23 protein-coding genes are annotated in these 22412 nt (G+C 50.5%); 9 read left to right on the forward strand and 14 right to left on the reverse strand.

Annotated features, from left to right (window positions below; translation table 11 throughout):
- The first annotated feature begins 201 nt into the window (after window positions 1-201).
- Together IJ22_RS15705 and IJ22_RS15710 are read left to right on the forward strand one after the other, a co-directional pair.
- Window positions 202-1644 carry an FAD-binding oxidoreductase gene (locus IJ22_RS15705; RefSeq protein WP_062409487.1) on the forward strand — a complete coding sequence of 481 codons (1443 nt, stop codon included), beginning with the start codon at window positions 202-204 and terminating at the stop codon, window positions 1642-1644.
- The gene (locus IJ22_RS15710) at window positions 1634-2206 is read left to right on the forward strand and encodes an MFS transporter (RefSeq protein ID WP_062409488.1); all 573 of its coding nucleotides are present in this window, start codon (window positions 1634-1636) and stop codon (window positions 2204-2206) included. The genes IJ22_RS15705 and IJ22_RS15710 overlap by 11 nt, the downstream gene beginning before the upstream one ends.
- Window positions 2207-2316: 110 nt before the next feature.
- Here IJ22_RS15710 and IJ22_RS15715 read toward each other — a convergent pair whose 3' ends face one another.
- The 6 genes from IJ22_RS15715 to IJ22_RS15740 all read right to left on the reverse strand — a co-directional run bounded on the left by IJ22_RS15715 (window position 2317) and on the right by IJ22_RS15740 (window position 8527).
- Window positions 2317-3123 carry an ABC transporter permease gene (locus tag IJ22_RS15715; RefSeq protein WP_062409489.1) on the reverse strand — a complete coding sequence of 269 codons (807 nt, stop codon included), beginning with the start codon at window positions 3121-3123 and terminating at the stop codon, window positions 2317-2319.
- Complete coding sequence (locus IJ22_RS15720; protein WP_062409490.1) at window positions 3124-3924, reverse strand: ABC transporter ATP-binding protein; 801 nt, start codon at window positions 3922-3924, stop codon at window positions 3124-3126.
- Window positions 3925-3974: 50 nt separating this feature from the next.
- Window positions 3975-4994, reverse strand: coding sequence for an ABC transporter substrate-binding protein (locus IJ22_RS15725; RefSeq protein ID WP_062409491.1), 1020 nt, complete (start codon window positions 4992-4994; stop codon window positions 3975-3977).
- A gap of 43 nt (window positions 4995-5037) precedes the next feature.
- On the reverse strand, window positions 5038-6108 hold the full coding sequence (locus IJ22_RS15730; RefSeq protein ID WP_062409492.1) for an ABC transporter substrate-binding protein: 1071 nt from the start codon (window positions 6106-6108) through the stop codon (window positions 5038-5040).
- Window positions 6109-6158: 50 nt separating this feature from the next.
- Window positions 6159-6875 (reverse strand): class II aldolase/adducin family protein, encoded by a 717-nt coding sequence (locus tag IJ22_RS15735; RefSeq protein ID WP_062409493.1) that lies wholly within the window; start codon window positions 6873-6875, stop codon window positions 6159-6161.
- Window positions 6876-7168: 293 nt separating this feature from the next.
- Window positions 7169-8527, reverse strand: coding sequence for an MFS transporter (locus IJ22_RS15740; RefSeq protein WP_062409494.1), 1359 nt, complete (start codon window positions 8525-8527; stop codon window positions 7169-7171).
- Between the two features lie 118 nt (window positions 8528-8645).
- On the opposite strand from IJ22_RS15740, the gene IJ22_RS15745 reads away from it, so the two are divergent.
- On the forward strand, window positions 8646-9464 hold the full coding sequence (locus IJ22_RS15745; RefSeq protein ID WP_062409495.1) for a dienelactone hydrolase family protein: 819 nt from the start codon (window positions 8646-8648) through the stop codon (window positions 9462-9464).
- A gap of 129 nt (window positions 9465-9593) precedes the next feature.
- Window positions 9594-9851: a hypothetical protein gene (locus tag IJ22_RS15750; RefSeq protein ID WP_054819222.1), complete on the forward strand. Its 258-nt coding sequence runs from the start codon at window positions 9594-9596 to the stop codon at window positions 9849-9851.
- Window positions 9852-9896: 45 nt separating this feature from the next.
- On the opposite strand, the gene IJ22_RS15755 is transcribed toward IJ22_RS15750, so the two are convergent.
- Window positions 9897-10664 carry an IclR family transcriptional regulator gene (locus IJ22_RS15755; protein WP_062409496.1) on the reverse strand — a complete coding sequence of 256 codons (768 nt, stop codon included), beginning with the start codon at window positions 10662-10664 and terminating at the stop codon, window positions 9897-9899.
- 130 nt (window positions 10665-10794) lie between these two features.
- On the opposite strand from IJ22_RS15755, the gene IJ22_RS15760 reads away from it, so the two are divergent.
- Window positions 10795-11688, forward strand: coding sequence for a LysR family transcriptional regulator (locus IJ22_RS15760; protein WP_062409497.1), 894 nt, complete (start codon window positions 10795-10797; stop codon window positions 11686-11688).
- A 79-nt stretch (window positions 11689-11767) separates the two neighbouring features.
- Here the strand turns inward: IJ22_RS15760 and IJ22_RS15765 are convergent, their stop codons facing one another.
- The 6 genes from IJ22_RS15765 to IJ22_RS15790 all read right to left on the reverse strand — a co-directional run bounded on the left by IJ22_RS15765 (window position 11768) and on the right by IJ22_RS15790 (window position 17360).
- A complete protein-coding gene (locus IJ22_RS15765; RefSeq protein ID WP_062409498.1) occupies window positions 11768-12715 on the reverse strand; it encodes a substrate-binding domain-containing protein in 948 nt (315 codons plus the stop codon).
- Between the two features lie 27 nt (window positions 12716-12742).
- The gene (locus IJ22_RS15770) at window positions 12743-13642 is read right to left on the reverse strand and encodes a VOC family protein (protein ID WP_062409499.1); all 900 of its coding nucleotides are present in this window, start codon (window positions 13640-13642) and stop codon (window positions 12743-12745) included.
- A 39-nt stretch (window positions 13643-13681) separates the two neighbouring features.
- Window positions 13682-14185, reverse strand: a complete 504-nt coding sequence (locus tag IJ22_RS15775; RefSeq protein WP_062409500.1) for an aromatic-ring-hydroxylating dioxygenase subunit beta — start codon at window positions 14183-14185, stop codon at window positions 13682-13684.
- Window positions 14186-14211: 26 nt separating this feature from the next.
- Window positions 14212-15498 carry an aromatic ring-hydroxylating oxygenase subunit alpha gene (locus IJ22_RS15780; RefSeq protein WP_235594142.1) on the reverse strand — a complete coding sequence of 429 codons (1287 nt, stop codon included), beginning with the start codon at window positions 15496-15498 and terminating at the stop codon, window positions 14212-14214.
- Window positions 15499-15680: 182 nt separating this feature from the next.
- Window positions 15681-16463: a 2-keto-4-pentenoate hydratase gene (locus IJ22_RS15785; RefSeq protein WP_062409502.1), complete on the reverse strand. Its 783-nt coding sequence runs from the start codon at window positions 16461-16463 to the stop codon at window positions 15681-15683.
- Window positions 16464-16547: 84 nt separating this feature from the next.
- Window positions 16548-17360, reverse strand: a complete 813-nt coding sequence (locus IJ22_RS15790; RefSeq protein WP_235594356.1) for a 2-keto-4-pentenoate hydratase — start codon at window positions 17358-17360, stop codon at window positions 16548-16550.
- Window positions 17361-17505: 145 nt separating this feature from the next.
- On the opposite strand from IJ22_RS15790, the gene IJ22_RS26560 reads away from it, so the two are divergent.
- On the forward strand, window positions 17506-17646 hold the full coding sequence (locus IJ22_RS26560; protein WP_171005980.1) for a hypothetical protein: 141 nt from the start codon (window positions 17506-17508) through the stop codon (window positions 17644-17646).
- Window positions 17647-17847: 201 nt separating this feature from the next.
- The gene (locus IJ22_RS15795) at window positions 17848-19314 is read left to right on the forward strand and encodes a CAP-associated domain-containing protein (protein WP_062409504.1); all 1467 of its coding nucleotides are present in this window, start codon (window positions 17848-17850) and stop codon (window positions 19312-19314) included.
- Between the two features lie 86 nt (window positions 19315-19400).
- On the opposite strand, the gene IJ22_RS15800 is transcribed toward IJ22_RS15795, so the two are convergent.
- Window positions 19401-20291, reverse strand: coding sequence for a metal-dependent hydrolase (locus tag IJ22_RS15800; RefSeq protein WP_062409505.1), 891 nt, complete (start codon window positions 20289-20291; stop codon window positions 19401-19403).
- A 609-nt stretch (window positions 20292-20900) separates the two neighbouring features.
- Here IJ22_RS15800 and IJ22_RS15805 point away from each other — a divergent pair.
- Entirely contained in the window at window positions 20901-21374 is a 474-nt protein-coding gene (locus tag IJ22_RS15805) for a ribonuclease H-like YkuK family protein (protein ID WP_054819231.1), read from the forward strand.
- Between the two features lie 113 nt (window positions 21375-21487).
- Window positions 21488-22339: a polysaccharide deacetylase family protein gene (locus tag IJ22_RS15810; protein WP_062409506.1), complete on the forward strand. Its 852-nt coding sequence runs from the start codon at window positions 21488-21490 to the stop codon at window positions 22337-22339.
- Window positions 22340-22412 lie beyond the last annotated feature (73 nt).

The following is a 22412-nucleotide window of genomic DNA, read 5'->3' on the forward strand; positions in this document are numbered from 1 at the left end:
TCACTCCGGAGTACTTTCTAAACGTATCCGCTCGCCAAAAGGTTGCAGCGCATGATTCCGTCCCCTCATTTTCCTACATTTGCCCCCCGACTTCTTGCCTGATTAGACCCATTATTCCCCAATTACACTTTTTACCCCGGCCGGTCATGTGATAATCTAACTTTATAAGCCCAATTTAACGGAAAGGATTAAGATCCCTTCATGAAAAAGAGGTATCTGCTTTTTATCGCCGTCTATCTGCTGTCGTTTGCTTTCTCGGTATACGGAAGCTGGTCCCGCGGACCGGAACTGCTGATGACGGATGTAAGCCGGACTCTATCCCGCAAGGTGACGAAAATCGTTCCGGCAGATGATCTCAAGAGCTTGCAGGATACGGTTCGGGAAGCCGCGGAAAAAGGACTGCCCGTCTCCATTGCCGGTGCCGGCCACAGCCAAGGCGGCCATACGTTCTATGAGGATGCGGTCGTACTGGACATGAAGCCATTCAACCGGATTTTGCACCTGGACGAAAAGCGGCGCATCCTTCGCGTACAAAGCGGTGCCACCTGGGCCGACATTCAGAACTATTTGAATCCGCTTAACCTGTCGGTCCGCGTCATGCAATCCTCCAATATCTTTACGGTGGGCGGATCGCTCAGCTCGAACGTGCACGGGCGAGACCTGCACCACGGACCGGTGATTGAGACGGTCGAAAGCTTCCGGCTGCTGACGGCCGACGGCACACTGCTCAACGTCAGCAGAGAAGAGAATAAAGAGCTGTTTGGTCTTGCCATCGGGGGCTTCGGATTGTTTGGCGTCATTGTCGATGTGGACCTCCGGGTGACGGATAATCCCGTCTACCGGATCGATACGTTTATGACCGATTACCGCTCGTTCCCCGGCTGGTTCCGGAATGAAATCTTGTCCAGGCCGGAAACGGAGCTGGCCATCGCGCGATTGTCCGTAGCTTCGGACAGCCTGCTGGACGAAATGTATGTAACCACATATACCAGGACCGACATGAAAGCGACACCGGCGCTAGCCGAGCTGCAGGAGGAGCGTTTCGTAGAGCGCAACAAATTTTTGTTCGGTTTGTCGCGCAAATGGGATTGGGGCAAGGACTTCATCTGGAGCGTTCAAAAAAAGATGTTTGCCGATGCGCCCAAGGGAGAACTGATTACGCGCAACAACGCGATGCGGCCCGATATCGAGTTTCTGGAGCACCGGTCCCCCACGGACACGGACATCCTGCAGGAATATTTCGTACCCGCCGACCGCTTTACCGCTTTTGTTGACGAGCTAAGAACGATCGTGCGGCAGGAGAAGGTCAATCTGCTGAATGCTACGGTTCGGTATATCCGGAGTAATGATGAAGCTCATCTCTCTTATGCAAGGCATGACGGCTACGCCGTTGTGATCTTAATCAATCAGAAGCTGTCGGATCAAGGGACGGCACACATCGAGAAAGTCACGCAGCAGCTTGTGGATGCGGTGATCCGAAACAACGGCACGTATTATTTAACCTACCAGCTGTATCCGACTCCGGAGCAATTGAGGCAGGTCTACCCCAAAGCGGACAGCTTCTTCGACGCCAAGCGGCGTTATGATCCGAACGGACTTTTCCAAAATTTATTTTACGAGAGGTATGCCGATCATGGAAAATAACCCCTTGTCCAGAAATCGCGGACACGCCATCCGCAGTCTGATGCTGTCGCAAAGCGCGGCGCTGTTCGGAAGCGGATTGGTCTTTCCGTTTTACCTTATTTTCATCAAGGAGATCGGAGCTGGTTTTACCGAATACGGGCTGGCTTACGGCTTATTTACCATCAGCTCCTCCCTGCTCCAACCCAGGCTCGGCGCCTGGTCCGACCGATACGGCAGGAAATCGCTGCTGCTCTGGAGCGCTTGGGGAATGGCAGTGCTGTTCCTGTTTTTCCCCGTGGTGACAGGGATTTGGCAGGTTTACGTACTGCAGGTGCTGATGGGGCTGTTCGGAGCTATGCAAAAAACCGGCGAAAAGGCACTGTTGGCCGATGTGACGGAAGGCCCGGTCAGGGGACGGCAAATCGGCTCCTACCACGGCTGGATAGGCCTGTTTTCCGGTCTTGCGGTTATCGCGGGAGGCGTTCTGATCGACTTCTTCACGCTGGATTTGATCTTCTATATCGGCTCGCTGTGGATGTTTGTGAGCGGTTTTCTGCTGCTGAGAATGGAAGAGAAAAGATAGAAATGGAATACTCAGCGCCAAAAGCTCCGGAAGATCGATTCTTCCGGAGCTTTGGATAGGGGCCGGCGGTTACCGCGGAGCGGCTTTATGACAAGCTTTATCGATGAAGGCTAGCTGCGCCAAGGAGCAATTTTCCGTTCAACCACCTTCAGCAGCTGCGTCAGCAGTACGGAAAAGACCATCAAAACCCCGACATAACCCAAATATTCCGCGGTACGGAACAGCTCGGATGCATGCCGGATGGCATACCCTATCCCTTTATTGGCCGCCAGCATTTCGGCCACAACGACCGCAATCAGCGCACGTCCGATAGCCAACCGTATTCCGGTAAGGATATAAGAGAGTGTGGAAGGGAATATCACTTCTTTGAACATCTGAAACTCATTGGCTCCATAAGAACGGGCCGCTTTGATCAGAGACGGATCGGTTGTTTTCACTCCCGACATCGTATTGATCAAAATAGGAAAAACCGCCATCGTAAAAACCATCATAATTTTGGACAAAATATCCAAACCAAACCACAATACGAATAGCGGCGTCAAGGCTACTACGGGTGTAGTATACAGCGCAGTAATAATCGGATCAAAGGAATACTCCAGCTTTTTCCAATACCCGAGAACCAAACCCAAGGGTATCCCGATCATAGCCATGGCCAGACCGATCCCCGCTTCCAAACCGCTTATGGCCAAATGCCTGAGCACACTTCCGTTCATAATAAATCCCCAGGTTTGCACCAGGATTTTACTGGGCCAGCTGAACATAAAGGGATCGATCATCCCTATCTGTCCACAGATTTCCCATACCAATAAAATGATGGCTATCGTAACTAGAGGATAAGACCAGGCAGGAGATAATTTTGATTTTTTTGCGGGAACCGGACTGGCCGCAGCCGGCTTCAGCGATTCCAATTTTGCCATCTATACTTCCCCCCTTTGATATTGTCTGGTAACTTCCCCTTTGAGGTGGTTCCAAATTAGAGCTTTATATTCCTGATATTTGGGAAGCAATTTGGTTTCCAGCGTTCTGGGATAAGGGATGTCAATTTTTAAATCTTCCACAATTCGGCCGGGACGTACGGTCATGAGGAATATCCGGCTGGATAAAAACACCGCTTCATCGATAGAATGGGTAATGAAAACAACCGTCTTTTTCTCTTTAAACATAATTTTCAATACTTCTTCCTGCATAATCTCGCGTGTCTGTTCGTCAATGGCGGAGAAAGGCTCATCCATTAATAATATTTTGGGGTTCACGGCGAAAGCGCGTGCAATTCCCACCCGCTGCTTCATACCGCCCGAGAGCTGATGAGGGTATTTGCCTTCAAAGCCTTCGAGCCCGACCATCCGGATATAGTGCATGACATGATCGCGTATATCCTTTTCCGATCTGCCCTGCAGCCTTAGCCCAAAAGCCACATTTTGAAAAACGGTATGCCAGGGCATTAATGCAAAATCCTGAAAAACCATGGCCTTCTCTCCACCCGGACCTTCAACGCGGTGTCCGTTCACATAAATGGAACCGGTCACCGGACGAATCAATCCGTCCAATGTATGCAGCAGGGTGCTTTTACCGCATCCGCTCGGACCGATAATGGAAATAAACTCGCCTTCATAAATTTCTCCCGAGGCATCCTGAAGGGCATGAACCTGATTGGGCTCGCCCTGATTATATATGACATTCAGATTCTCAAAGTTCATTAACGGCGCTGCTGCTGTCATCCGATTGCTCCTTTGCTAAAAATTATCGTTCAAGGGGGGCGGTCCCCCTTTTATTCGGCATAGTATTTGTCATCCACGACCTCTTCCACAGGCAGATCATTCCGGATTCCGCCGATGGCTTTGACGGCATCGATAGCCCATTTCATCCCTTCAACATTCAGCTTTCCCTTCTTCGGGATGGCGTCCAAAGCAAAATCAAAAGATTTCGTCGTCACTTCCGGATCGGTTCCAAGCGACGCCACTCCGATGCTGATCGCCTCCTCCCGGTTGGCAGGATCTTTAATGAATTGTATACCTTCCGCCGTAGCGGCCATGAAAGCCCGAACCACTTCCGGTTGATCATGAATTACTTTACCGTTAGCGGCAATCACGTCCTGATTATAATTCAACAGCTCTTCACTCATCACGGCTAACCGTTTCATTCCGGCCTTCTCGCCGTTTACATCGTTAGGCGGTTGAAGCAGCGTCCCCTGCACCTGACCGTTTCTTAAAGCGGTTAATCGGGCCGGTGTTGCCCCGGCGGAAACAATCCGGACATCTTTATCAGGCTCAAGACCATGCTTTTTCAGCCACCAGCGCGTAATGATGTCCACACCGTTGCCCGGCTGCAAAACCGCCACGGCCTTCCCCTTCAAATCTTCAGGCTTGTTGATATCCGGAGAGACAAACATGGAGAATAAGGTTTTATTGCTTAATGCGCCAACGACCTTTACATTGGCCCCTTCGGATACTGCAGTGATGATCGATTCAGGCAGGCTTGCAATAAACTGGAAATCCCCCGATTGCAGACCCCGTAAGGCAACCACCCCGCCGTCCACCGATTTGATATTGACTTTTAAATGATGTTTTTCAAAATAGCCTTTTTGGGCGGCTACATGCCACGGCAGAAAATCGATCGTATTGGATACGGTAGCGATATTTACTTCTACGACTTGGTCCGGCTTGCTTTTTGAGTTGGGCTCACCTACCTTCAAGTTGTCGACCGGCGCCGCAGTTGATCCACAGGCAGCCAGCACGCACGCAAGCGCTATCCATGAGATAAGTAAACCGATGAAACCTTTTCTTCTCAAACGGACCCCCTCCTGTTATGTTATAACCTGGTCATGAAATGAATTATTCCATGTAATATTGTTCATCCACCACATCTTCCACCTTTATATTCTCGGTCAATGTTCCCGCTTCTCTGGCCGTGTCGATGGCCCATTTAATCCCTTCCAGATTCAGCCTTCCTTTATCCCCATAAGAAGGAAGCGCAAATTCAAGCGACTTGGCCACATCCTGCTCCCTGGAATCCAATGCCTTGACCCCGATCTGAATCACTTCGGAACGATTGGACGGATCCTTTATAAAGTCAATGGCTTCTGCAGTGGCCGCCATAAACGCCCGGGCGATTTCCGGGGTTTCGGTCAGCATTTTTCCGTTGGCGGCAATAGCATCATGGTTATAGCTCTTCAGTTCATCGCGAATCAAGCCGATTTTCTTAAATCCGGCAGCTTCCGCCTGCAAATCGGTAGGCGGACTCAGGAGGGTCACTTGAGCCTGACCGGCTTTCATCGCCTGCACCCGTGCGGGATTACCGCCGGCCGATACAATCCGTATGTCTTTATCCGGCTCCAGTCCATGCTGCTTCAACCACCAGCGCAAAATAACATCGGTTCCGTTCCCCGGCTGCACTACCGCTCCCGCTTTCCCTTTTAATTCCTGAATGTCCTGAATATCCGGGGTAACGAAGATCGAATACATCGATTGCGAGGTTAATGCGCCAATCAATTTTACATTCGCGCCTTGCGAAACGCCGGTGATCGCGGCTTCCGGCAAGCCTCCCAGAAAAGCAAAATCTCCTGATTGCAGACCCCTTAAACCAACCACGCCGCCTTCCACTCTTTGAAGCTCGACTTCAAGATGATATTTGTTGAACAGACCCTTTTGAACCGCTGCGTACCACGGCAAAAAATTGATATTTTGCGTCGGAATGCCTACTTTGATCTTGGTCAGCTGTTCCGGCATTTTCTTGACCGAGACTTGTGGCCCTGCCGCTTTTCCTTCACCGGGCGAACCCTCCGGCTGTCCTTCGCTCAGTGAGCCCGACGTTTGCCCCCTGCTGCCGCAGCCTGCCACAAGGAGCAGCACGCCAAGCGATATGCACATGAAGGTAAAGAGTTTCAGTCTTTGGACGTTTCTCATAAAAAACCTCCATTCCCACATGATTGAAAGCGCAAACATTTTTGCCGAAACTAGTTATCCAGCAAACTGCAATAATATCTCCACCGGCTTGCCATGGGCCCCAAAGCGTCTTTGATCTGGAGTTCCGCTTCTTCTTGGCTCATGCCGCGAGGAATTCCAGCCGCCGAGGCTTGCCAGGTTAATTTGGCCTGGTGCTCCAACCATATGGCAAACACCACAGCTTGCTCGATGCTGTCACCGACCGTGCAAATTCCGTGATTCCGCAGATGAACGGCCCAATGGTCTCCCAGGGCCCGAGCCACGCCTCTGCCCTGCTCATGTGTCACGATTTTCAGCGAGGATTCAAAAACAGGAATCTCTCTTGCGGCTACGGCGGCCATGACCCCCTGCATCGGCAGGATGCGCAATCCTAAATCACCGAGTATGGTGGATATAGGCTGATGGGTATGGACAACAGACATCACCTCCGGACGCGCTTTGAAAATTTCCGTGTGCAGTACGACTTCATCGGGGGGATTCAAGTCCTGACCCTCGACCCTTCTTCCCTCCAAGTCCACCATCACGACTTTATCTGCCGTCATATCCAGCAAGTTTCCCATGTCCAGTCCCCTTGCTTTAATGAACACAAGGTCTGTTCCGGGTATGCGGGCGCTGACGTGTCCGAGATAATCGGACAGCTCCAATTTCGCTAAAATTTTACATCCCAGAGCGATCTTTTCTTTTAATTCCTGCACCACGGTTTGATCGAGCCTTTCCAATCCTTTCATCCCATACACTCCTTCATTCCGTTAATGGAAGCGGTTACCCGAACGGGGACACGACGGCTTTTTTAACTGTTGAATCGGATTTTCCGGAGATCAAGGTTCGGCCATATCGCCACGTACTGCAAGCGCTTCATATCGGCCGGCATGCCCCCGTTCAAACCTGGGGCATGCTTGAATGCTGTATTTCCAAGTATGTCACTAATGATATTTCATAAATTCCTCACATTCAAATTGATAATTTCGATACCAACGTATTAAGGAAATCTATAAGTTCCATATACCCACTTTTCTATCTTCTATCGAAAAAAAGACGGGGCTTCCCTTTTCACCCGATGTAACCGGACCGTTAAAATCAGCATCAGTCCGCCGATAACAGCACAGATGAGCGCCATGGAATGGAGTTCCTTCGAAGCGATTTCCGTACCGAAAACATTGCCGAGCAAGCTGGATGAAAAAATGGTTCCGATATATCGGGAGGTCATTAAAAGACCCGAAGCAATCCCCGTTTCTTCCATGGATACGAATGAATATAAAACGGTCTGCAAGCCCAGATTATTGAGTCCCGTGCTCATGCCAAGAAAAGAGAGCGCGACAAAGAACCAGGTCAGTCCGGAGCCGTCTTGAACGGTCATCAACAAAAGCATTCCCAGGATGACGGTCAGTGTTCCGACGAACAGAGGATACCGGGATCCTTTGGCATCCAGCCATCTTGCGGCCAGGGGGGTAATCACCACGGCGAAGCCCGAAAGGAACAGCATCGACAGCCCCGTTTCTTGGGTATCAAAATGCCGGGCCGTCTGCAAATACATGGGAATTCCAAAAGTGATGGAATAAAACACGATGTTCACCAGAATATTTTGAATGTAAATCAGGGTCACATGAGGATTGCTTTTTAGGAAATGAACATCAATAAAGGGCTGCGGTTGACGAAGCTCAAACCGGTAAAAGAGATATCCCAATGCCATGCCTGCACCGAGCAGCCACCATTGCCCCCCGCTGCTGACGGAGAGCAGAAAAAGGAGCCAAACCAACACCAGCAAAGAAAACTGTACAATCCCCCATGAATCGATTTTCATGTTCACCGGCTGCTGCGTATCCGCGGGCATGACTTTGACAGCCAAGATCAACGAAACGAGAATGACGGGAAAATTAATTAAAAAAATGGCCGGCCAATCCCCATAATGAATCAAAAATCCGCCTATGGAAGGCCCAAAAGCAGCTGAAGTGGAAGAGAACACCGATAAGATCCCAAGCGCACGCGCCTGATTCTCCGTAACTACGCTGCGGATCATGCTCATTCCTGAAGGAAACACCGCGGAAGTCCCGATAGCCTGAACGAAACGGAAGGCCAGAAGCCAATGAAAGCCCGGGGATAACGGAGCCAGCATGGAAGACGCCGTAACCAGCAGTAAGCCCAGGATAAACATCCGTTTTCTGCCGAACATATCGCTCAGCTTCCCCAGCACCGGCTGTCCAATGGCGCTTGCCAGGTAATACGTCGAAATCAGCCAGGAGATATCCGCGAAGGATAGCCCAAAATCGTCCTGCAAACGGGAAAAAGCTACGGATATCATCGTCGTATTCAATGGATTTAAGATAAAGCCCAGGGCTACGGCTATAATTAATAGCCTGCGTTTTTTCTCGCTCTGTTCCATTTCGAGTCCTCCAGTCGATGTGTTCGCAGATTAATTATGAACTTTTGTGTGCCACAGCGCAAACATTAATGGTAAAATAATGAAATCAACGCTATGGATTTCAAAGGAGGAATTGGACATGGGTTTTGTTTCGGAATGGGTGCAATATGGCGAACGAAGGGAATATACCGGATATGCCGCTAAACCGGTTCAGCCTGCATCCGGCCTGCCTGCGGTCTTGGTGCTGCAGGAGATTTTCGGTGTGGACGAGCATATTCAGGATGTGGCCGACAGGTTGGCCAGAGCCGGCTATGCAGCGTTCGCACCGGATCTTTTCTCCCGCAACGGTCAACGTCCGGCGCATCTGACGCCAGAACGGATTGAAGCCGCCAAAAGCTTCATGGAGCAGTTGCCTTCCCCCGGTTGGCGGGACATCCATGTGAGGAATCAGGCACTTTCCGTTTACCCTCAGGAACAGCAGAACCATATCATGGAGACGATTGAAGGAATGTTCGCCGCCACTGCGCCCGCGCAGCACCTGGAGCAGATACTCGCGACAAGCCGTTTTGTACAAGAGCAATATGCCGCAACCAAGGGAGCCAAATTCGCAGCATTAGGTTTTTGTATGGGCGGTGCTTTATCCGGTTACTTTGCCGTTCACGAACCCCGTTTATCCTGTGCCGTGGTCTTCTACGGCAATCCGCCGGCAATAGAGACCGCTGCATCGGTACAATGTCCGGTCATCGGTTTCTACGGGCAGCTGGATACGGCGATTACGGAGAAGATTCCTGCTTTTGCCGAGGCGATGAAGAAGCACGGCAAATCCTTCGAATATCATGTTTACGACGAGACTCCGCATGCCTTTTTTAATGACACGCGCAAATCGTACCGAATCAAAGCGTCCAGAGACGCCTATTCGCGAAGTCTGGATTTTCTCAACAGACATTTGGGATCTTAAACAAACTCCCCCCGGGACTCATTCCGTATAAAAGAACAGACCGGTTTCCAAGCCCGGATGCCGCCCTTATGATAAAGATATACGCTTTACGATGACGAGTCACAAAGCGCAAAAAGGCGGGATTCCGTTATGAAAATCATTGAACATCCGTTTCGGCCGGGTATCGTCAGTTTTTATAACGAACAGACCGGCAAACGCAGCTATTGGTTTAGTGCCCACAACGTATTCACTGAAGTCATGGATAATGAAGAAGCCATTGAACTCATGCTGGGCTGGGGGGAATCAGAGGTGGAGCAGGCTGTTCTTCAGACCCTTCTGCTGGAGGAGCATTGGGTACATGATCCGACGACTTACGAATCCGCCGTGATTTCCCCCGCGAAAAATTAAGCCCTCAAGGCGCACTTTATGCGCCTTGAGGGTCAGAAAGACGTTTTATCCCTGCATCCCTAGCCGTTCCGTGATGATCCGGCTGCACGTTTTCAGCTCGCGTATATACCGCTGGATCTGACTGTCGTAAAAATGCGCCGTCGATCCGGCTGCGCTGATCGCTGCAATGACTTCCCCGTTATCGTTATTGACCGGAACGGATACCGAGCTGACACCGGCTTTCAGCTCGTCATGGCTTACGGCGTAGCCTTTTTTATGAACATCGGCCATACAGCTTCTTAGCCGGTCGGGGTCGGTAATCGTTTTATTCGTATGGGCGGTTAACCGGTTCCGCAGTAATCTGGATATTTCGCTTTCGCTCTGATGAGCGAGCAGGACCTTGCCGACAGAGGTGCAGTGGAACGGAACTCTGCGGCCGATTTGCGTAATGGTGCCCAAATGATCGTCCGGAGTCAGTTTACAAATATAAACGACTTCTCCGTTATCATAGACCCCCATATGCACGACCTTTCGGAGAGATTTCGTCAAACGCTCAAGCAAAGGCAGGGAAACCTTGCGCAATTCCATTTCATGATATACTGCGAAGCCTAACTCCAATGCGGCCAATCCCAAATGGTATTTCTGCGATTTTTTATTTTTCTCGACCAGATGGTCTTCACTTAACGTACGAAGCAGTCGGAACACCGTGCTTTTCGCCAATCCCAGGTGTGCACTCAATTCGCTGATTCCCATTTCCGGATTTTCATAGGTAAAGACCCGTAAAATGCGGAGCGCATTATGCACGGAAGATAGCGTTTCCTGCTGCTTGGCCATGACATGTTTCCTCCCCGCCAGTTTGATTTCACATACAGGAACAACCGTATTTACCTCATTGGTCCTGCGCATTACATTAAAAGACAGTACCCTGATGCATGATCTTCACAACAGAGGTGATCCCTAACCCATGGAGTTAAAAAACATTGAGGCCTTCCTGATGGTTGTCGAAAAGGGCAGTTTCTCCACCGCTGCAGAAGCATTATACGTTACCCAGCCTACAATCAGCGTCCGCATCCAAATGCTGGAGCAGGAATTGCAGAATCCCCTGTTTAACCGAATCAGCGGACGAAAGGTCATCCTCACCCCTGCAGGCGAAAAGGTGCTGCCGTATTTCCGCGAAGCTTACGACAATATTACAAAATGCATGCTGGCCTTGAAGGAACCGCCGTACGAACAAAAAACCATTACCATCGCATGTCCCAATCACATGGGAGTGGAAATTATGCCCGAACTTTTGAAAGCGCTTTATAATGTGTTTCCGCAAATCGATTTTACTGTAAATATAAGCACGACGAAAGAAATACTCGAGGATATCCGCTCAGGCGCCGTAGATATCGGTTTGGGCTATATACAGTCCGCTTCCGATACCAAAGGCCTGGATGCCATCCATATTGTAAACGAACAGAATATTTTGGTCTGCGCGCCGGAGCATCCTTTGACTCAAACCGGAACCATTACCACCGCGGAACTGAAAAAAGAACGTATTATTACGTACAGCAAGCCGTTTTTGACCACCCAGCTGGTAGACCAATTTTTGAAAAAAAACGGGCTGAAGGATATTCAGACGGTGGAAATCAACAACCTGGGCTGGATCAAAATGATGGTCCGAAAAGGGCTCGGGGTTGCTTTCCTGCAGAAAATGATCGTCAGCGAAGAATTAAGAAACGGAACGATTGTCGAACTGCCGATGAATCTTCCGCTTCCGAGCGCCCCTATTTATCTGGTGCTCGGAACCCGGCTGCAGCAAGAAATCCGGGAAACGGTAGTCTGTGCCGCAAAGAAGCTGTTTCAGCAATTATAGCATGAGCTCATTACGGCATCCGGCTGGGGTGATCCCGCAGCCGGTTTTTTGCGCGATGGGGGAGTCCTGCTGTCGAATGCTATTTCTCATAATCATAAGGGATAAAGCTGTCGGACAAATCATACGGCTGCTGAATAAACCCTTGCTCAATGCATGCTTGATAGAAGGTTTCCAAAATAGGTTTGTTTTCGGACCACCCGTTCTCGTTCCAATCCCTTCCCCCCAGGCCCGATTCGGTTTGGTGCAGATGCCAATCGGCAAACGGCAGGTACAGGCTGGCCATGTGGGCCGCTTCCCGGTAACCCATCGCCTTGGATTTCTCGTAAACCTCCATGACTTCATCGATAATTTCCGGAGAGCTTTGCACGATTTCATCTTTGATCGCCATCACATGCGTAATCGGAGTGATTCCGGAATGGTGAACAAATTGAATCTGTTCTTCAGGAGACGGGGGGAATAACCAGCGCAGGCCGTCGAATCGATCCGGTTTGCGTGCATAAAAGAAGCAATCGATCTGCCCGCTGCGCAGCAGCTCTTCCGGCGTCCCCTCCACATAGTCCCAATGGATCTGATGATCCTCGGGATAAGGCATGTTATCCATTCGGTCCTTACGAAGCGGGCACCAAATGATATCCTTCGCGTCTACTCCGTAATGATGGGTCAGCAGCCATCTGTGCCAAATGGAGGCGGTAACCCAATATTGAAATACGGCTACTTTCTTCCCTCTTAAATCTTTATAGCTGTTTAAGCCGGATTCCCTGGAGCAAAAGGCATAGACTTGAGGAATTTTCCGGGCAAATACCGGCAGCGCCTTCAAGCTCGAATCGGTTTCCTGTACTTTGAGGAAGGTCGCCAAAGACATTTCTCCGATGTCAAAATCCCCTTTTAAAGTCCGCAAGGTGCATTCGTCAATGGTTTTGACATTCTCCGCGGTATAATCGAACCCCTTCGTTTCAATGGCATGGTGAAGCAAAGGCATCGTATGCAGGTAAAACGTACTTCCGATTTTTAAATTTCGTTTGGACAAGGGTCATTCATCTCCTTCATTCTCGAATTACACTTCTACGTGGCCCACTTTCCCGATCCGAGGGTCGGAAGCACCTTCCCACATATCCGTGGTGCGCAGCGTGTTGTCCAGCATTCTGGGCTCCCGCGGGTTCTCCTCCGGAAATTCCTCCATGCCCAGCGTATATTCCAGGGTCAAGCCGTCAGGATCCAGAAAGTACATAAAAATACTGCCTGAAGCCAAGTGACGGCCGGGCCCGAAAATCACCGGCACGTTATAATTCAGAAGTCGGTTTCTCGCGGTTCCCACATCGTTGATATCCGCCACCTTGAAGGCAATATGAAACATGCGGAGGTCATCGCCTTGAGCTATGCCGAAGGAATGATGATACGGGTTAGGAAAACAGCGCATAAAGGCAAAATACATCTCGCCATCCGGTTTATGGCGCGTGTCGGATATTTTAAAGTTCAACACATCGGTAAAAAAGCGCACCGTCTCCTGAAAGTCAGGCACCCGCAGCACGATATGGTCCAGCTTCAACACTTTAATGGGATCGGGTTGATAAGGCTTGGCTCTTTGCAGCATCCGATTGTACAATTCGAAAGTGACTCCGTTGGGATCCTTGAACCGGAACGCCTTATCGATTTTGAGCAGGGATCTTTCCGCTTGATCTACCTCCGCCGGATGACATCCGGATTTCTCCAGAAGTTCAAAGGCTTTTTCGAGCTGCTGTGTGCTTTCCATTTCAAAAGCGATTCTCTTGAGTCCCGGTTTGTCGGATTGATTCAGAATCAGATTGTGGTAATCGGAGCTGGACGACAGGAAGGCGATATCCTCCCTGATTTCCCCCACCTGATCCAAACAAACCATGTCCCGGTAAAAATTCGCGCTGCGCTCAACGTCCGTTACATTGACTGCAATATAACCAAGCTTTGTATAGCGAAGCATAGATCATCCTCCCATTTCGTTCAGGATTTCGTTAACGATTTACAGTAAAATGCTTACCGATCCCAGTTGCCCTAATTCCTCGGCATCCAATATCGCCTTGCGCTCAGCAATTTTCAACTGCCCGTCCCGGACCGCCAATTTATATTCGTACACGCCGACATACTGCCTGATCTGTTCGTTCCTCCTGTACCGCATGACCATAAAATTGGCGGAGGCGGAAATCATCTCGCTATCGCGGGCCGTAATCCGCACATTGGTAATCAGCCTTCTTGTACGGGAATGCGGATTTTCCGCATGGGCGTGGCGGCTCTTCAATCTTTTGATTCGCGAACGGATGCGGTCAATGTTATCCGCGACATGAAACAGCGTATTTTCCGGGTTCCCTCTGGGCACATCATTGGGAGGAACAAGATACCAGGCATCCTCCGTCAACAGCTCCCCCCATTCGTCCAGCCGCCATTCGTCCAATAAATAAGCTTCGTGATACAAAAAATCTTCAATATCAGATCGCTCAAAATCCTGCGTTGTCGTCCTTGCGCTCATGAACATTCCTCCTGGCCGCATGTACTTTAGTTTGTACCCGGTGTGGTCTCGCCTGTCATCAATTCGTTCCATCTTCTCCAGAACGTCCGCAGATGGATTTCGTCCGTATTCAGTTGTTCTTCTTTGTGCAAGCCGCGCGAAATGTCGGACCACTCCACCTCTTGATACGCTTCGTACCCCTGCTGAGCAACCTCCAATGCTTCCACATCGTCGGGGGTGGCAAATCCGCCCGGTCCGTAGAAGGTCAAATAACTGTCCAGTCTGACTCTTCTCGCTTCCGGACTTTCTTCTTTTGGACCTAAGGCCCAAGCCGTGACCTTCATGTGATTATAACTAACCGGGTAGAAGGTTCTCACGGTAATCGATGATCCGTCGTTGATCACGAGATTCGGGAAAATGACGAGATTCCGGTTCGTTTCCGCTATCCTCATCCCCTTCTCTTCGCCAAGACGCTGCACAAGCTCCTTCCGCTTCTCCTCGATCACCGGCTTGGCATCCTCTCCGTAGATGGGCATCCATCTTGCAATGGGTCTTCCCCTGTAGGTTTTGTTATCGATGACGGCATGACCGTTGCCAAGCGGCTTGCCGATCCCGTGCGCCGGCATCAACAAGCCTTTGGGCAGCGCAACCTCCACACCGGAATCCTTCAAATAATCCAAATAAGTGATATGCGTAGGCACCACATGGTAGTCGTCGAAGCTGTTTTCCACCAGCAGCTTCCAATTCGCCTTCATGTCATATTCTTGTGTGCCTTGAATGATTTCCATATCACCGGTTTCGGATTGATCCACGATCAAATCCAGATATTCCTTGGCTCCGGCCAAATATTCGTCCAACGAAACCGCATGCTTGTCGAAATTCAAAAAGTAGAAGCCCCTGTAGCTTTCCAAGCGCGGAACGCTGTGCAGACCCATAAGCGATTTATCCCATCCGGGCGGATACGAGTCTTCGCCGGGGATGGCTATGGTATCCCCATTGTTGCTGAACGTCCACGCATGATAAAAGCAGCGGAACGTTTTGCAGTTGCCTTCTCTTTCCCGGCATACGAGCGCACCGCGATGGGAGCAAGTATTAAGGAACGCATGTACCCGGCCGCTGCTGTCCCGATTAAAAATGATCGGTCTGCCCGCGACATTTCTCGTGACGAAGTCGCCTTTTTTCGTTACTTCCGATTCATGTCCCACATAAATCCAGCATTGATTAAAGATCGTTTCTTTCTCTTTCTCCAACAGCTCCGGCCTTGTAAAAACGGAACGGCTTACTTTAAACAGCATGCGTTCCGGATCGTCGATGATAAAGCGTTTACATGTCAATCGGAATTCCTCCTTTTGTTCCAGTCTCTAAGGTCTTTTCTCTACTTCCAATAATAAGGCAGTTCTCTTCAATGCTCCAATTGAAAGTGTCAATCGGCACCCATTGACAAAATTTATGGCCACGAGAAAAGCCGCCCCTTATGGAGCGGCCTCTCTTAGCTGCCTGGCATATCGGTTACTTGCTATTCCTCTACTCTGAATTCCATCGTTCCCAGACCGTCCCACTTCACGGTAACCGTATCTCCGGGCGAAAGCATCAGTGCTTCGGTCATTCCGCCGGTAAGGATGACCTGGCCTGCCTTCAGCTTGAGCCCCTTGCGGGACAGCATGCCGGCCAGCATCGCAACCGACTGGGCAGGATGGCCCAGCACGGCAGCTCCCGAGCCCAAATCCTTCAGTTCACCGTTAACCGCCAGCGTAACACCGACTAAATCAAGCTCCAAATCCGCGGGCTTTCTCATCGCTGAACCGATAAACACCCGCGACGCAGAGGTATTGTCCGCAATGACATCCGGCAGGGTGAATTGAAAATTCTCATACCGGCTGTCAATCATCTCAAGAGCTGGAACTACGTACTCCGCAGCAGCCAACACCTGTTCGATCGTTACCCCCGGGCCTTCCAGATCCTCGCCGAGAATAAAAGCGATTTCCGCCTCCACCTTCGGATGAATCAGCTCGCTCAGCTTCAGCACATTGCCGTCAACCACCATGTAATCAAAAATGTAACCGTAAATCGGTTCTTCCACACGCATTTGCTTCATCTTGGCAGGACTCGTCAGCCCCATTTTGGTACCGATGATCCGGTATCCCTGCCCAAGCTTGATGCCGACAAGCTCCTCTTGAATGCGGTAGGCATCATCAACCGTCAGGTCGGGATGCTCCGTTGTGATCCGCGTAACCTCCCTTTTGCCGACTTCCGCATCGATTAAGCGCTGGGCTATGCTGATGTATTGGTTTCGATCCATAGCATCCTCCTAGAACGAAGCTGCTTTATTTTTCTATTTGTCGATTTGCCGTTGTTCCCTGAATCTGGAATAGCTGCCTTTACCTTAGACATGCCGTTCCTTTCCCCTTGCATCATGTTTGTCCGTGAACCTTACGCCGACTTCGCCAAGATGTGCCAATCTGGCGTTGAAGGCATCTCCCGGTTCCGCATGAACCGCCGCTGACAGCGCCCCGGAAAGAATGACCTCGCCTGCTTTTAGCACAATGCCGAATTCAAATAATTTGTTTGCGAGCCACGCTACGCAGCGGGCGGGATGGCCAAGAGCCGCCGCGCCTACGCCGGTATTGACCATTTCGCCATTCTTGTACAGCACCATGCCGATTTGCGCCAGATCCGCTTCATGCACCTTCACCTGTTTGCCGCCCAACACGTACAGACCGGAAGAAGCATTGTCGGCGATGGTATCCTGAAGCCTGATTTTCCAATCCCTGATCCGGCTGTCCACAATCTCAAGGGCAGGCATCACATATTCCGTTGCCAGCAGGACATCGGTCACCGTCACTCGGGGCCCGATCAGATCACGCTTTAATTTGAACGCGATTTCCGCCTCCACTTTAGGTTGAAGTACACGGGCGAACGGGATCATCCCTTGGTTCTCCACCGCCATGGTATCCAACAAGTGGCCATAGTCCGGCTGATCCACACCCAGTAATTTTTGCATGGCAAGCGATGTGAGACCGATCTTTTTGCCGACGACATTGGCCCCGGCCTCGACTTTTCGTTCGATGGTTTTTAATTGGACATGATAGGCTTGTTCAATCGTGATATTCGGCTCCAGAAGCGTTAACGGTTCTACGCCGGCTCCTGTTTGTTCCGCTTGGGCCAGATGGTTCGCAAAGGATTCGCTCTTGATCACATTCACTGCTATTCCTCCTTCATAGCTTCATCTTAAATCCGCGGCAAGCGCCCTCACAAGGCTCCCGTTCCGTTATACGGAATTCCCCTCAACTGTTATAATATGGCGGGAGTTTAGGCACGCTAACGCATGGAGGTGATCGCTCATGAGTGGAAGAAACAGCAAACCCGATAATGACGGACCTGCAAGCAGCCCCAGCCGCCTTGATCAATTCGGCGGCAAGCTGGCGGAAGACACGGTATCCCGTGAAGCCGCGGAAGCACGCAAAACCCGCAAAAAGAAATAGCGCTGCCACGTATAGAACAAAACCGAGGACCGCCTGCTGCCCCGCGCAGCAGGCGGTTCTTTTGTTTTCCGCTCCAATCGCGGAGCTTCTATGAATCTAATACAATTTTACCAATAAATGGTATATAGTTGTACATGCATAGAAAACCGACTAATATGGCAAGCCGGACACGAACTTTATTGGGAAGAGGAGGAATGCAAGTTGAATAAACGATGGTTGTCTTTCGCGCTGCCTGTCGTTCTAAGCGTTACTTCTATACTATCCATCATTTCGTCATCCGCGGCTGCAGGTTTAAGCGGCTTTCAGGATATGTCCCGCCATTGGGCCTCTAAATCTGTAGCATGGGCAGCTGCCAATGGTATTGTCAACGGATATGAGGACGGTACGTTCCGTCCCGACCAAGTCGTTTCCGAGCCCGAGTTTCTTGCGATGCTTTTACGTGCTTATCCGGAAACGCCAGTCCCTTCGGCGCAACCCGGCGCTGATTGGTACGAGCCTTATTATGATTATGCCCGGCAGCAGCAATGGCCGGTTCTTAACAGCCCTGACCGAAACTTGTATAACCGGGGATATGTGGCCCGATTGATTGCCGCCACCCAAAAAGGGACGATGGGCTTGAACGATTCCATCCGCTTTTTGCTGGATCAAGGCTTGTCGCAAGGGAAAACCGCTGCTACGATCGAAGGCTATCAGGCAGAGGACAAACTAACCCGCGCCGAAGCGGTTCAGTTTGTTTGGAATATCAAGCAAAAATTCGTCGGCTTGAATGCGGCGCCGGCACCGGCACAGCCGCAACCCGGCGTTTCAGTGGTTGCGGACGTGCCGATATCCGTCAAGGGTATTGCGCTCGGCGACTCTGTCGATTCGGTGACGCAGAAGCTCGGAGCTCCCGCCCGTAAAGACGCAAGTGAGTACGGCTTCCAATGGTATATTTACAACAAGGATTACAAAGATTACGTGCAAATCGGCATTAGTGGAAATAAAGTCGTTGCGTTATACTCGCCATCGAACAACTGGCGCACCGATCGCGGCATAGCGGACGGTTCAAGCCAGGCCGAAGTGGAAAAGCAGTACGGCGCCCCGGTCTCGTTCATTCAGAAGGGCAGCACCCGTTTTATGATGAATTACGGTAAAGGCGAGTACGGAACCTATGAAATCAATGGCGCCTATGCTACCTTCTTCTACGACGTGCACTTAAACCATGTCGTCACCGGAGTTCAGGTGATCGGCAAGTCAACGGAGCTTTCGCTGGAAACCTTCTACCCTCAGGCCAGCGATGCGCTGGCAAGAGCGTACGAGCGGCAAAGCTTCGACCTTGCCAATGCAGGACGGGCGAAGCTCGGACTGTCCCCGTTTGTCTGGGACGATGCCATTGCTGTGACAGCGCGCAAACACAGCCAGGATATGGCTGCCAAGGGCTACTTTGACCACACGAACCCAAGCGGTTTAAGCCCGTTCGACCGAATGAAGCAGGACGGTCTCAAATTCCGCGCCGCTGCCGAGAACATCGCCGCAGGTCAAACCAGCGCTATCTTCGCCCATCATGGTTGGATGAACTCGGAAGGCCATCGCAAAAATATACTCGGCAGCTATAAAAACCTGGGTGTCGGAGTTTACTTTGGCGGAAAATTGAACATCTACTACACACAAAATTTTTACACGCCTTAAAGCTTGAACCAACAAAGACCGCCTCTTTCCATGGCATCAGCCTGGAAAAGAGGCGGTTTTTGTTAGATAATGCATGACAGGAGTGATCACGGCGCCTGCTTGTCCATATATTCAAAGAGGAACGATTGGCCGTTGCGGTAAAAGCGCGGGTCGTACAAGCCCAAACGCTTGTCATCCTCTACAACAACCACGAACGGTGCCCACTCGTACAGCGTCTTGGCCTTGGGGTTAGCGGCAAACAATGCCTCCAGATCGGCATCTTCATTCGATTTCAGTTGTGTCACCGGCCGAATGCCTGTCCATACGGTTCCTTTGGACAATTCAACCGTATTGCCGTGCTTTCCGATGACCGTAAACGTCCCGGGGACAAAATCCGCGGCAAGCGCCACTTGTTCGTACTGATGGTTCACCTGCTGATAAAGCGTATAGCCCTGGAAAGACTGTAATCCTACGTGCAGCGCAATCAGCAGCCATACGGTACGGTACACCCGGTGCGAAGGTACCTTCAACCGCCCGCTCCTTTTGCGAAAAAATACCCACAGCCATCCGCCAAGCATGAGCGCCCAGAATACCAGATCGACGATCGGAATGGTGCCGAAGGTAATGCGTACCGTCGAAAACGGCTCCAGATAGCCGGTTCCCCAAGCGTTGAACAAATCGCTGGTGTTGTGGATGAACACGGCAATCATGCCGATGACAAACCAGCTCCAGCCCTTGACCTTCCACACAAGCCGGGCCATTCCCGCAAGCAGGGCCGCAAAAACCGGCACCAGAAAGACCGAGTGGGTCAATCCCCTATGCCACATCTGATAGCGCCCCGCCGTATCCCACCAAGCGGAGATCACATCAATATCGGGAATTTGCGAGCCCGTTACGGTCGTGAACAGGAGCGCCTGCTTCTCCCTGCGGGTCATGCGGGATTTATCTACAGCGCCATAAAGCGTTAAACCGAACAGTGTATGTGTAATGGTATCCATCCAGCTGTCTCTCCCTCTTGATTGAAAATCCACTTACTTAAGTATAGCTTAGTACGGTTTTGGAGACAAACTGTAAGAGCACCTGGCATTTCGTTATGAAGCCTCGATGAAGCAAAAAAATACCGCCCGGCTTAAAAGCCGAACGGCCATTTTGTCTTCACTGCAGTACGTTTGAATGGTGAAGGTAAACGTAAACCCCTGACCTAAGACCGATAGTCTCATGCAAACAATCCAACAAATGAAAATCTCTGGTATTATTCCTTGCGGTATATCCGTTAAATAAAGCGAAGCTTTGACAAAAAAACTAGAGCGACCCTATTAGTCTTATCCATCCGATCATAGACAGCCACAGCGGAATACTGAGCATGACTCCGATAAGCAAACCGACAGGCAATCTCCCCTCCATGGCTTCCAGCCTCCTTCGGGACTGCAATCGCTTACATTAATATTATATGCTGAAATATTGTTATTTTACATATATTTTTCGGAATTTTTAAAAAAAATTTACGCCGACAAAAACACAATTTGGCTGAGGACAAACTATTTCTCCGCTTTTTAGAGTAAAATAAATAATAAAAGCTTCGTATATGCCTTAAGGAGTTGGGATTTATGTTATTCGTCAGCCCGACATGGGGTACCGTTTCCATTGATGAAATGGTATCGCAGCTTCAAGTTTACGTTAAGGAAGACCCGGATGCAAAATACAAGCTGGTCATCGGTACCGATTCGCACACCACGAAGCGTTCGACGACCCTGGTTACCGCACTGATCATTCATCGGATCGGCAAGGGTGCCCGTTTCTTCTACCGCAAGCTGAACAGCCGGCCGCTTCACGACCTGCGCTCGCGGATTTATCGGGAAACTGAGCTTAGCCTGGAGCTGGTGGAGCATCTGAATAAGAACGGCATGGGCGAGCTTCTGCTCGCATGGCCTCTCGAGATCCATATCGACATCGGTCAAAAAGGAGAGACCAAAGTGTTGATCCAGGAAATTTGCGGCTGGGTCACCTCCGTGGGGTACGAAGCACGAATCAAGCCGTTATCCTTCGGCGCCAGTTCAGTGGCCGACCGGTTTGCCGAGTGAGAACGTTAAAATAAGTATAAAAACATGAGTCCGAGCGCTTGATATTCGGTCGAAGAATCGCTATAACTTACTATAGGCTTTATTTTCTTCCAACCCTCTGAAGGAGATTCTTCATGACCAAAAATATATTCGCCGCGCTGCTGCTCGCGGCTGTCTTGATCAGCGCATTCGACACGTGGGGCCCCAAGCTGACGGAAAGCTACAGCGACCAAGTCACCGTTCTGATGTACCACCATGTGCATGATACGGACCAAAGCTCAAGCACCGTGTCCAGCACGCTTTTTCGCGACCAGCTAAGCTTTCTTCAATCCAAGGGGTACCGCTTCATCTCATTAAGCGAGTTTGAGAAATTTTACGAGGGCGCTCCGGTTCCCGATAAGGCAGTGCTTGTCACATTCGACGACGGGTACCGAAGCTTCTACGACTATGCCTATCCCGTCCTGAAAGAGCTGGATATCCCGGCCGTAAATTTCATTATTACTGCGGATTTGGACGATCCGACGGCTCCCATGATTCCAACGCTTTCCAGAGAGCAGATTCGGGAAATGCTGAGTTATCGCAAGGACATGTTCGATTTTCAATGCCATTCTGACAACCTCCATTATAAAAAGGACAACCTTGCCGCACTGACCGGCAGACTCGACGGTGAGACGGAGGAACAATACAATGAGCGAATACAGAGCGACAGCCAGGCTTGCGTTCAGAAGCTGAACGAGCTGTATGGCGGCAGCCGTACAGTAAACGCCTATGCGTATCCGTTCGGAATTTTCTCCAAGACCGCTCAACAATGGATTAGCGAAGCCGGAATCCGCTATGCCTTTACGATCGTCAACGAAATGGCGACCCGTGCCAGCCATCCGCTGGAAATTCCAAGAATCAATGCGGGCAATCCGAAGATCAAGCCGGAGCTGCTCGACAAACAAATCATGCTTCGGATCGAGCGGGTCACCCACCTGCCTAAATAAAATACATGAATCAATCTTAAGCAAAAAGAGGTTGTCCCATAAGCAGATAAATCTGCTGAGGGGCATCCTCTTT

The organism is Paenibacillus naphthalenovorans (assembly GCF_001465255.1).
GTDB classification, from domain to species: Bacteria; Bacillota; Bacilli; order Paenibacillales; family NBRC-103111; genus Paenibacillus_G; species Paenibacillus_G naphthalenovorans.

What these genes read in the sequence shown, in the direction of transcription:
- IJ22_RS15785 (WP_062409502.1), bottom strand. Translation starts at nt 16,463, where the DNA reads ATGGATCGAAACCAATACATCAGCATAGCCCAGCGCTTAATCGATGCG.
- IJ22_RS15730 (WP_062409492.1), bottom strand. Translation starts at nt 6,108, where the DNA reads ATGAGAAACGTCCAAAGACTGAAACTCTTTACCTTCATGTGCATATCG.
- IJ22_RS15705 (WP_062409487.1), top strand. Translation starts at nt 202, where the DNA reads ATGAAAAAGAGGTATCTGCTTTTTATCGCCGTCTATCTGCTGTCGTTT.
- IJ22_RS15760 (WP_062409497.1), top strand. Translation starts at nt 10,795, where the DNA reads ATGGAGTTAAAAAACATTGAGGCCTTCCTGATGGTTGTCGAAAAGGGC.
- IJ22_RS15740 (WP_062409494.1), bottom strand. Translation starts at nt 8,527, where the DNA reads ATGGAACAGAGCGAGAAAAAACGCAGGCTATTAATTATAGCCGTAGCC.
- IJ22_RS15750 (WP_054819222.1), top strand. Translation starts at nt 9,594, where the DNA reads ATGAAAATCATTGAACATCCGTTTCGGCCGGGTATCGTCAGTTTTTAT.
- IJ22_RS15800 (WP_062409505.1), bottom strand. Translation starts at nt 20,291, where the DNA reads ATGGATACCATTACACATACACTGTTCGGTTTAACGCTTTATGGCGCT.
- IJ22_RS15720 (WP_062409490.1), bottom strand. Translation starts at nt 3,924, where the DNA reads ATGACAGCAGCAGCGCCGTTAATGAACTTTGAGAATCTGAATGTCATA.
- IJ22_RS15735 (WP_062409493.1), bottom strand. Translation starts at nt 6,875, where the DNA reads ATGAAAGGATTGGAAAGGCTCGATCAAACCGTGGTGCAGGAATTAAAA.
- IJ22_RS15745 (WP_062409495.1), top strand. Translation starts at nt 8,646, where the DNA reads ATGGGTTTTGTTTCGGAATGGGTGCAATATGGCGAACGAAGGGAATAT.
- IJ22_RS15775 (WP_062409500.1), bottom strand. Translation starts at nt 14,185, where the DNA reads ATGAGCGCAAGGACGACAACGCAGGATTTTGAGCGATCTGATATTGAA.
- IJ22_RS15805 (WP_054819231.1), top strand. Translation starts at nt 20,901, where the DNA reads ATGTTATTCGTCAGCCCGACATGGGGTACCGTTTCCATTGATGAAATG.
- IJ22_RS15810 (WP_062409506.1), top strand. Translation starts at nt 21,488, where the DNA reads ATGACCAAAAATATATTCGCCGCGCTGCTGCTCGCGGCTGTCTTGATC.
- IJ22_RS15770 (WP_062409499.1), bottom strand. Translation starts at nt 13,642, where the DNA reads ATGCTTCGCTATACAAAGCTTGGTTATATTGCAGTCAATGTAACGGAC.
- IJ22_RS26560 (WP_171005980.1), top strand. Translation starts at nt 17,506, where the DNA reads ATGAGTGGAAGAAACAGCAAACCCGATAATGACGGACCTGCAAGCAGC.
- IJ22_RS15755 (WP_062409496.1), bottom strand. Translation starts at nt 10,664, where the DNA reads ATGGCCAAGCAGCAGGAAACGCTATCTTCCGTGCATAATGCGCTCCGC.
- IJ22_RS15715 (WP_062409489.1), bottom strand. Translation starts at nt 3,123, where the DNA reads ATGGCAAAATTGGAATCGCTGAAGCCGGCTGCGGCCAGTCCGGTTCCC.
- IJ22_RS15710 (WP_062409488.1), top strand. Translation starts at nt 1,634, where the DNA reads ATGGAAAATAACCCCTTGTCCAGAAATCGCGGACACGCCATCCGCAGT.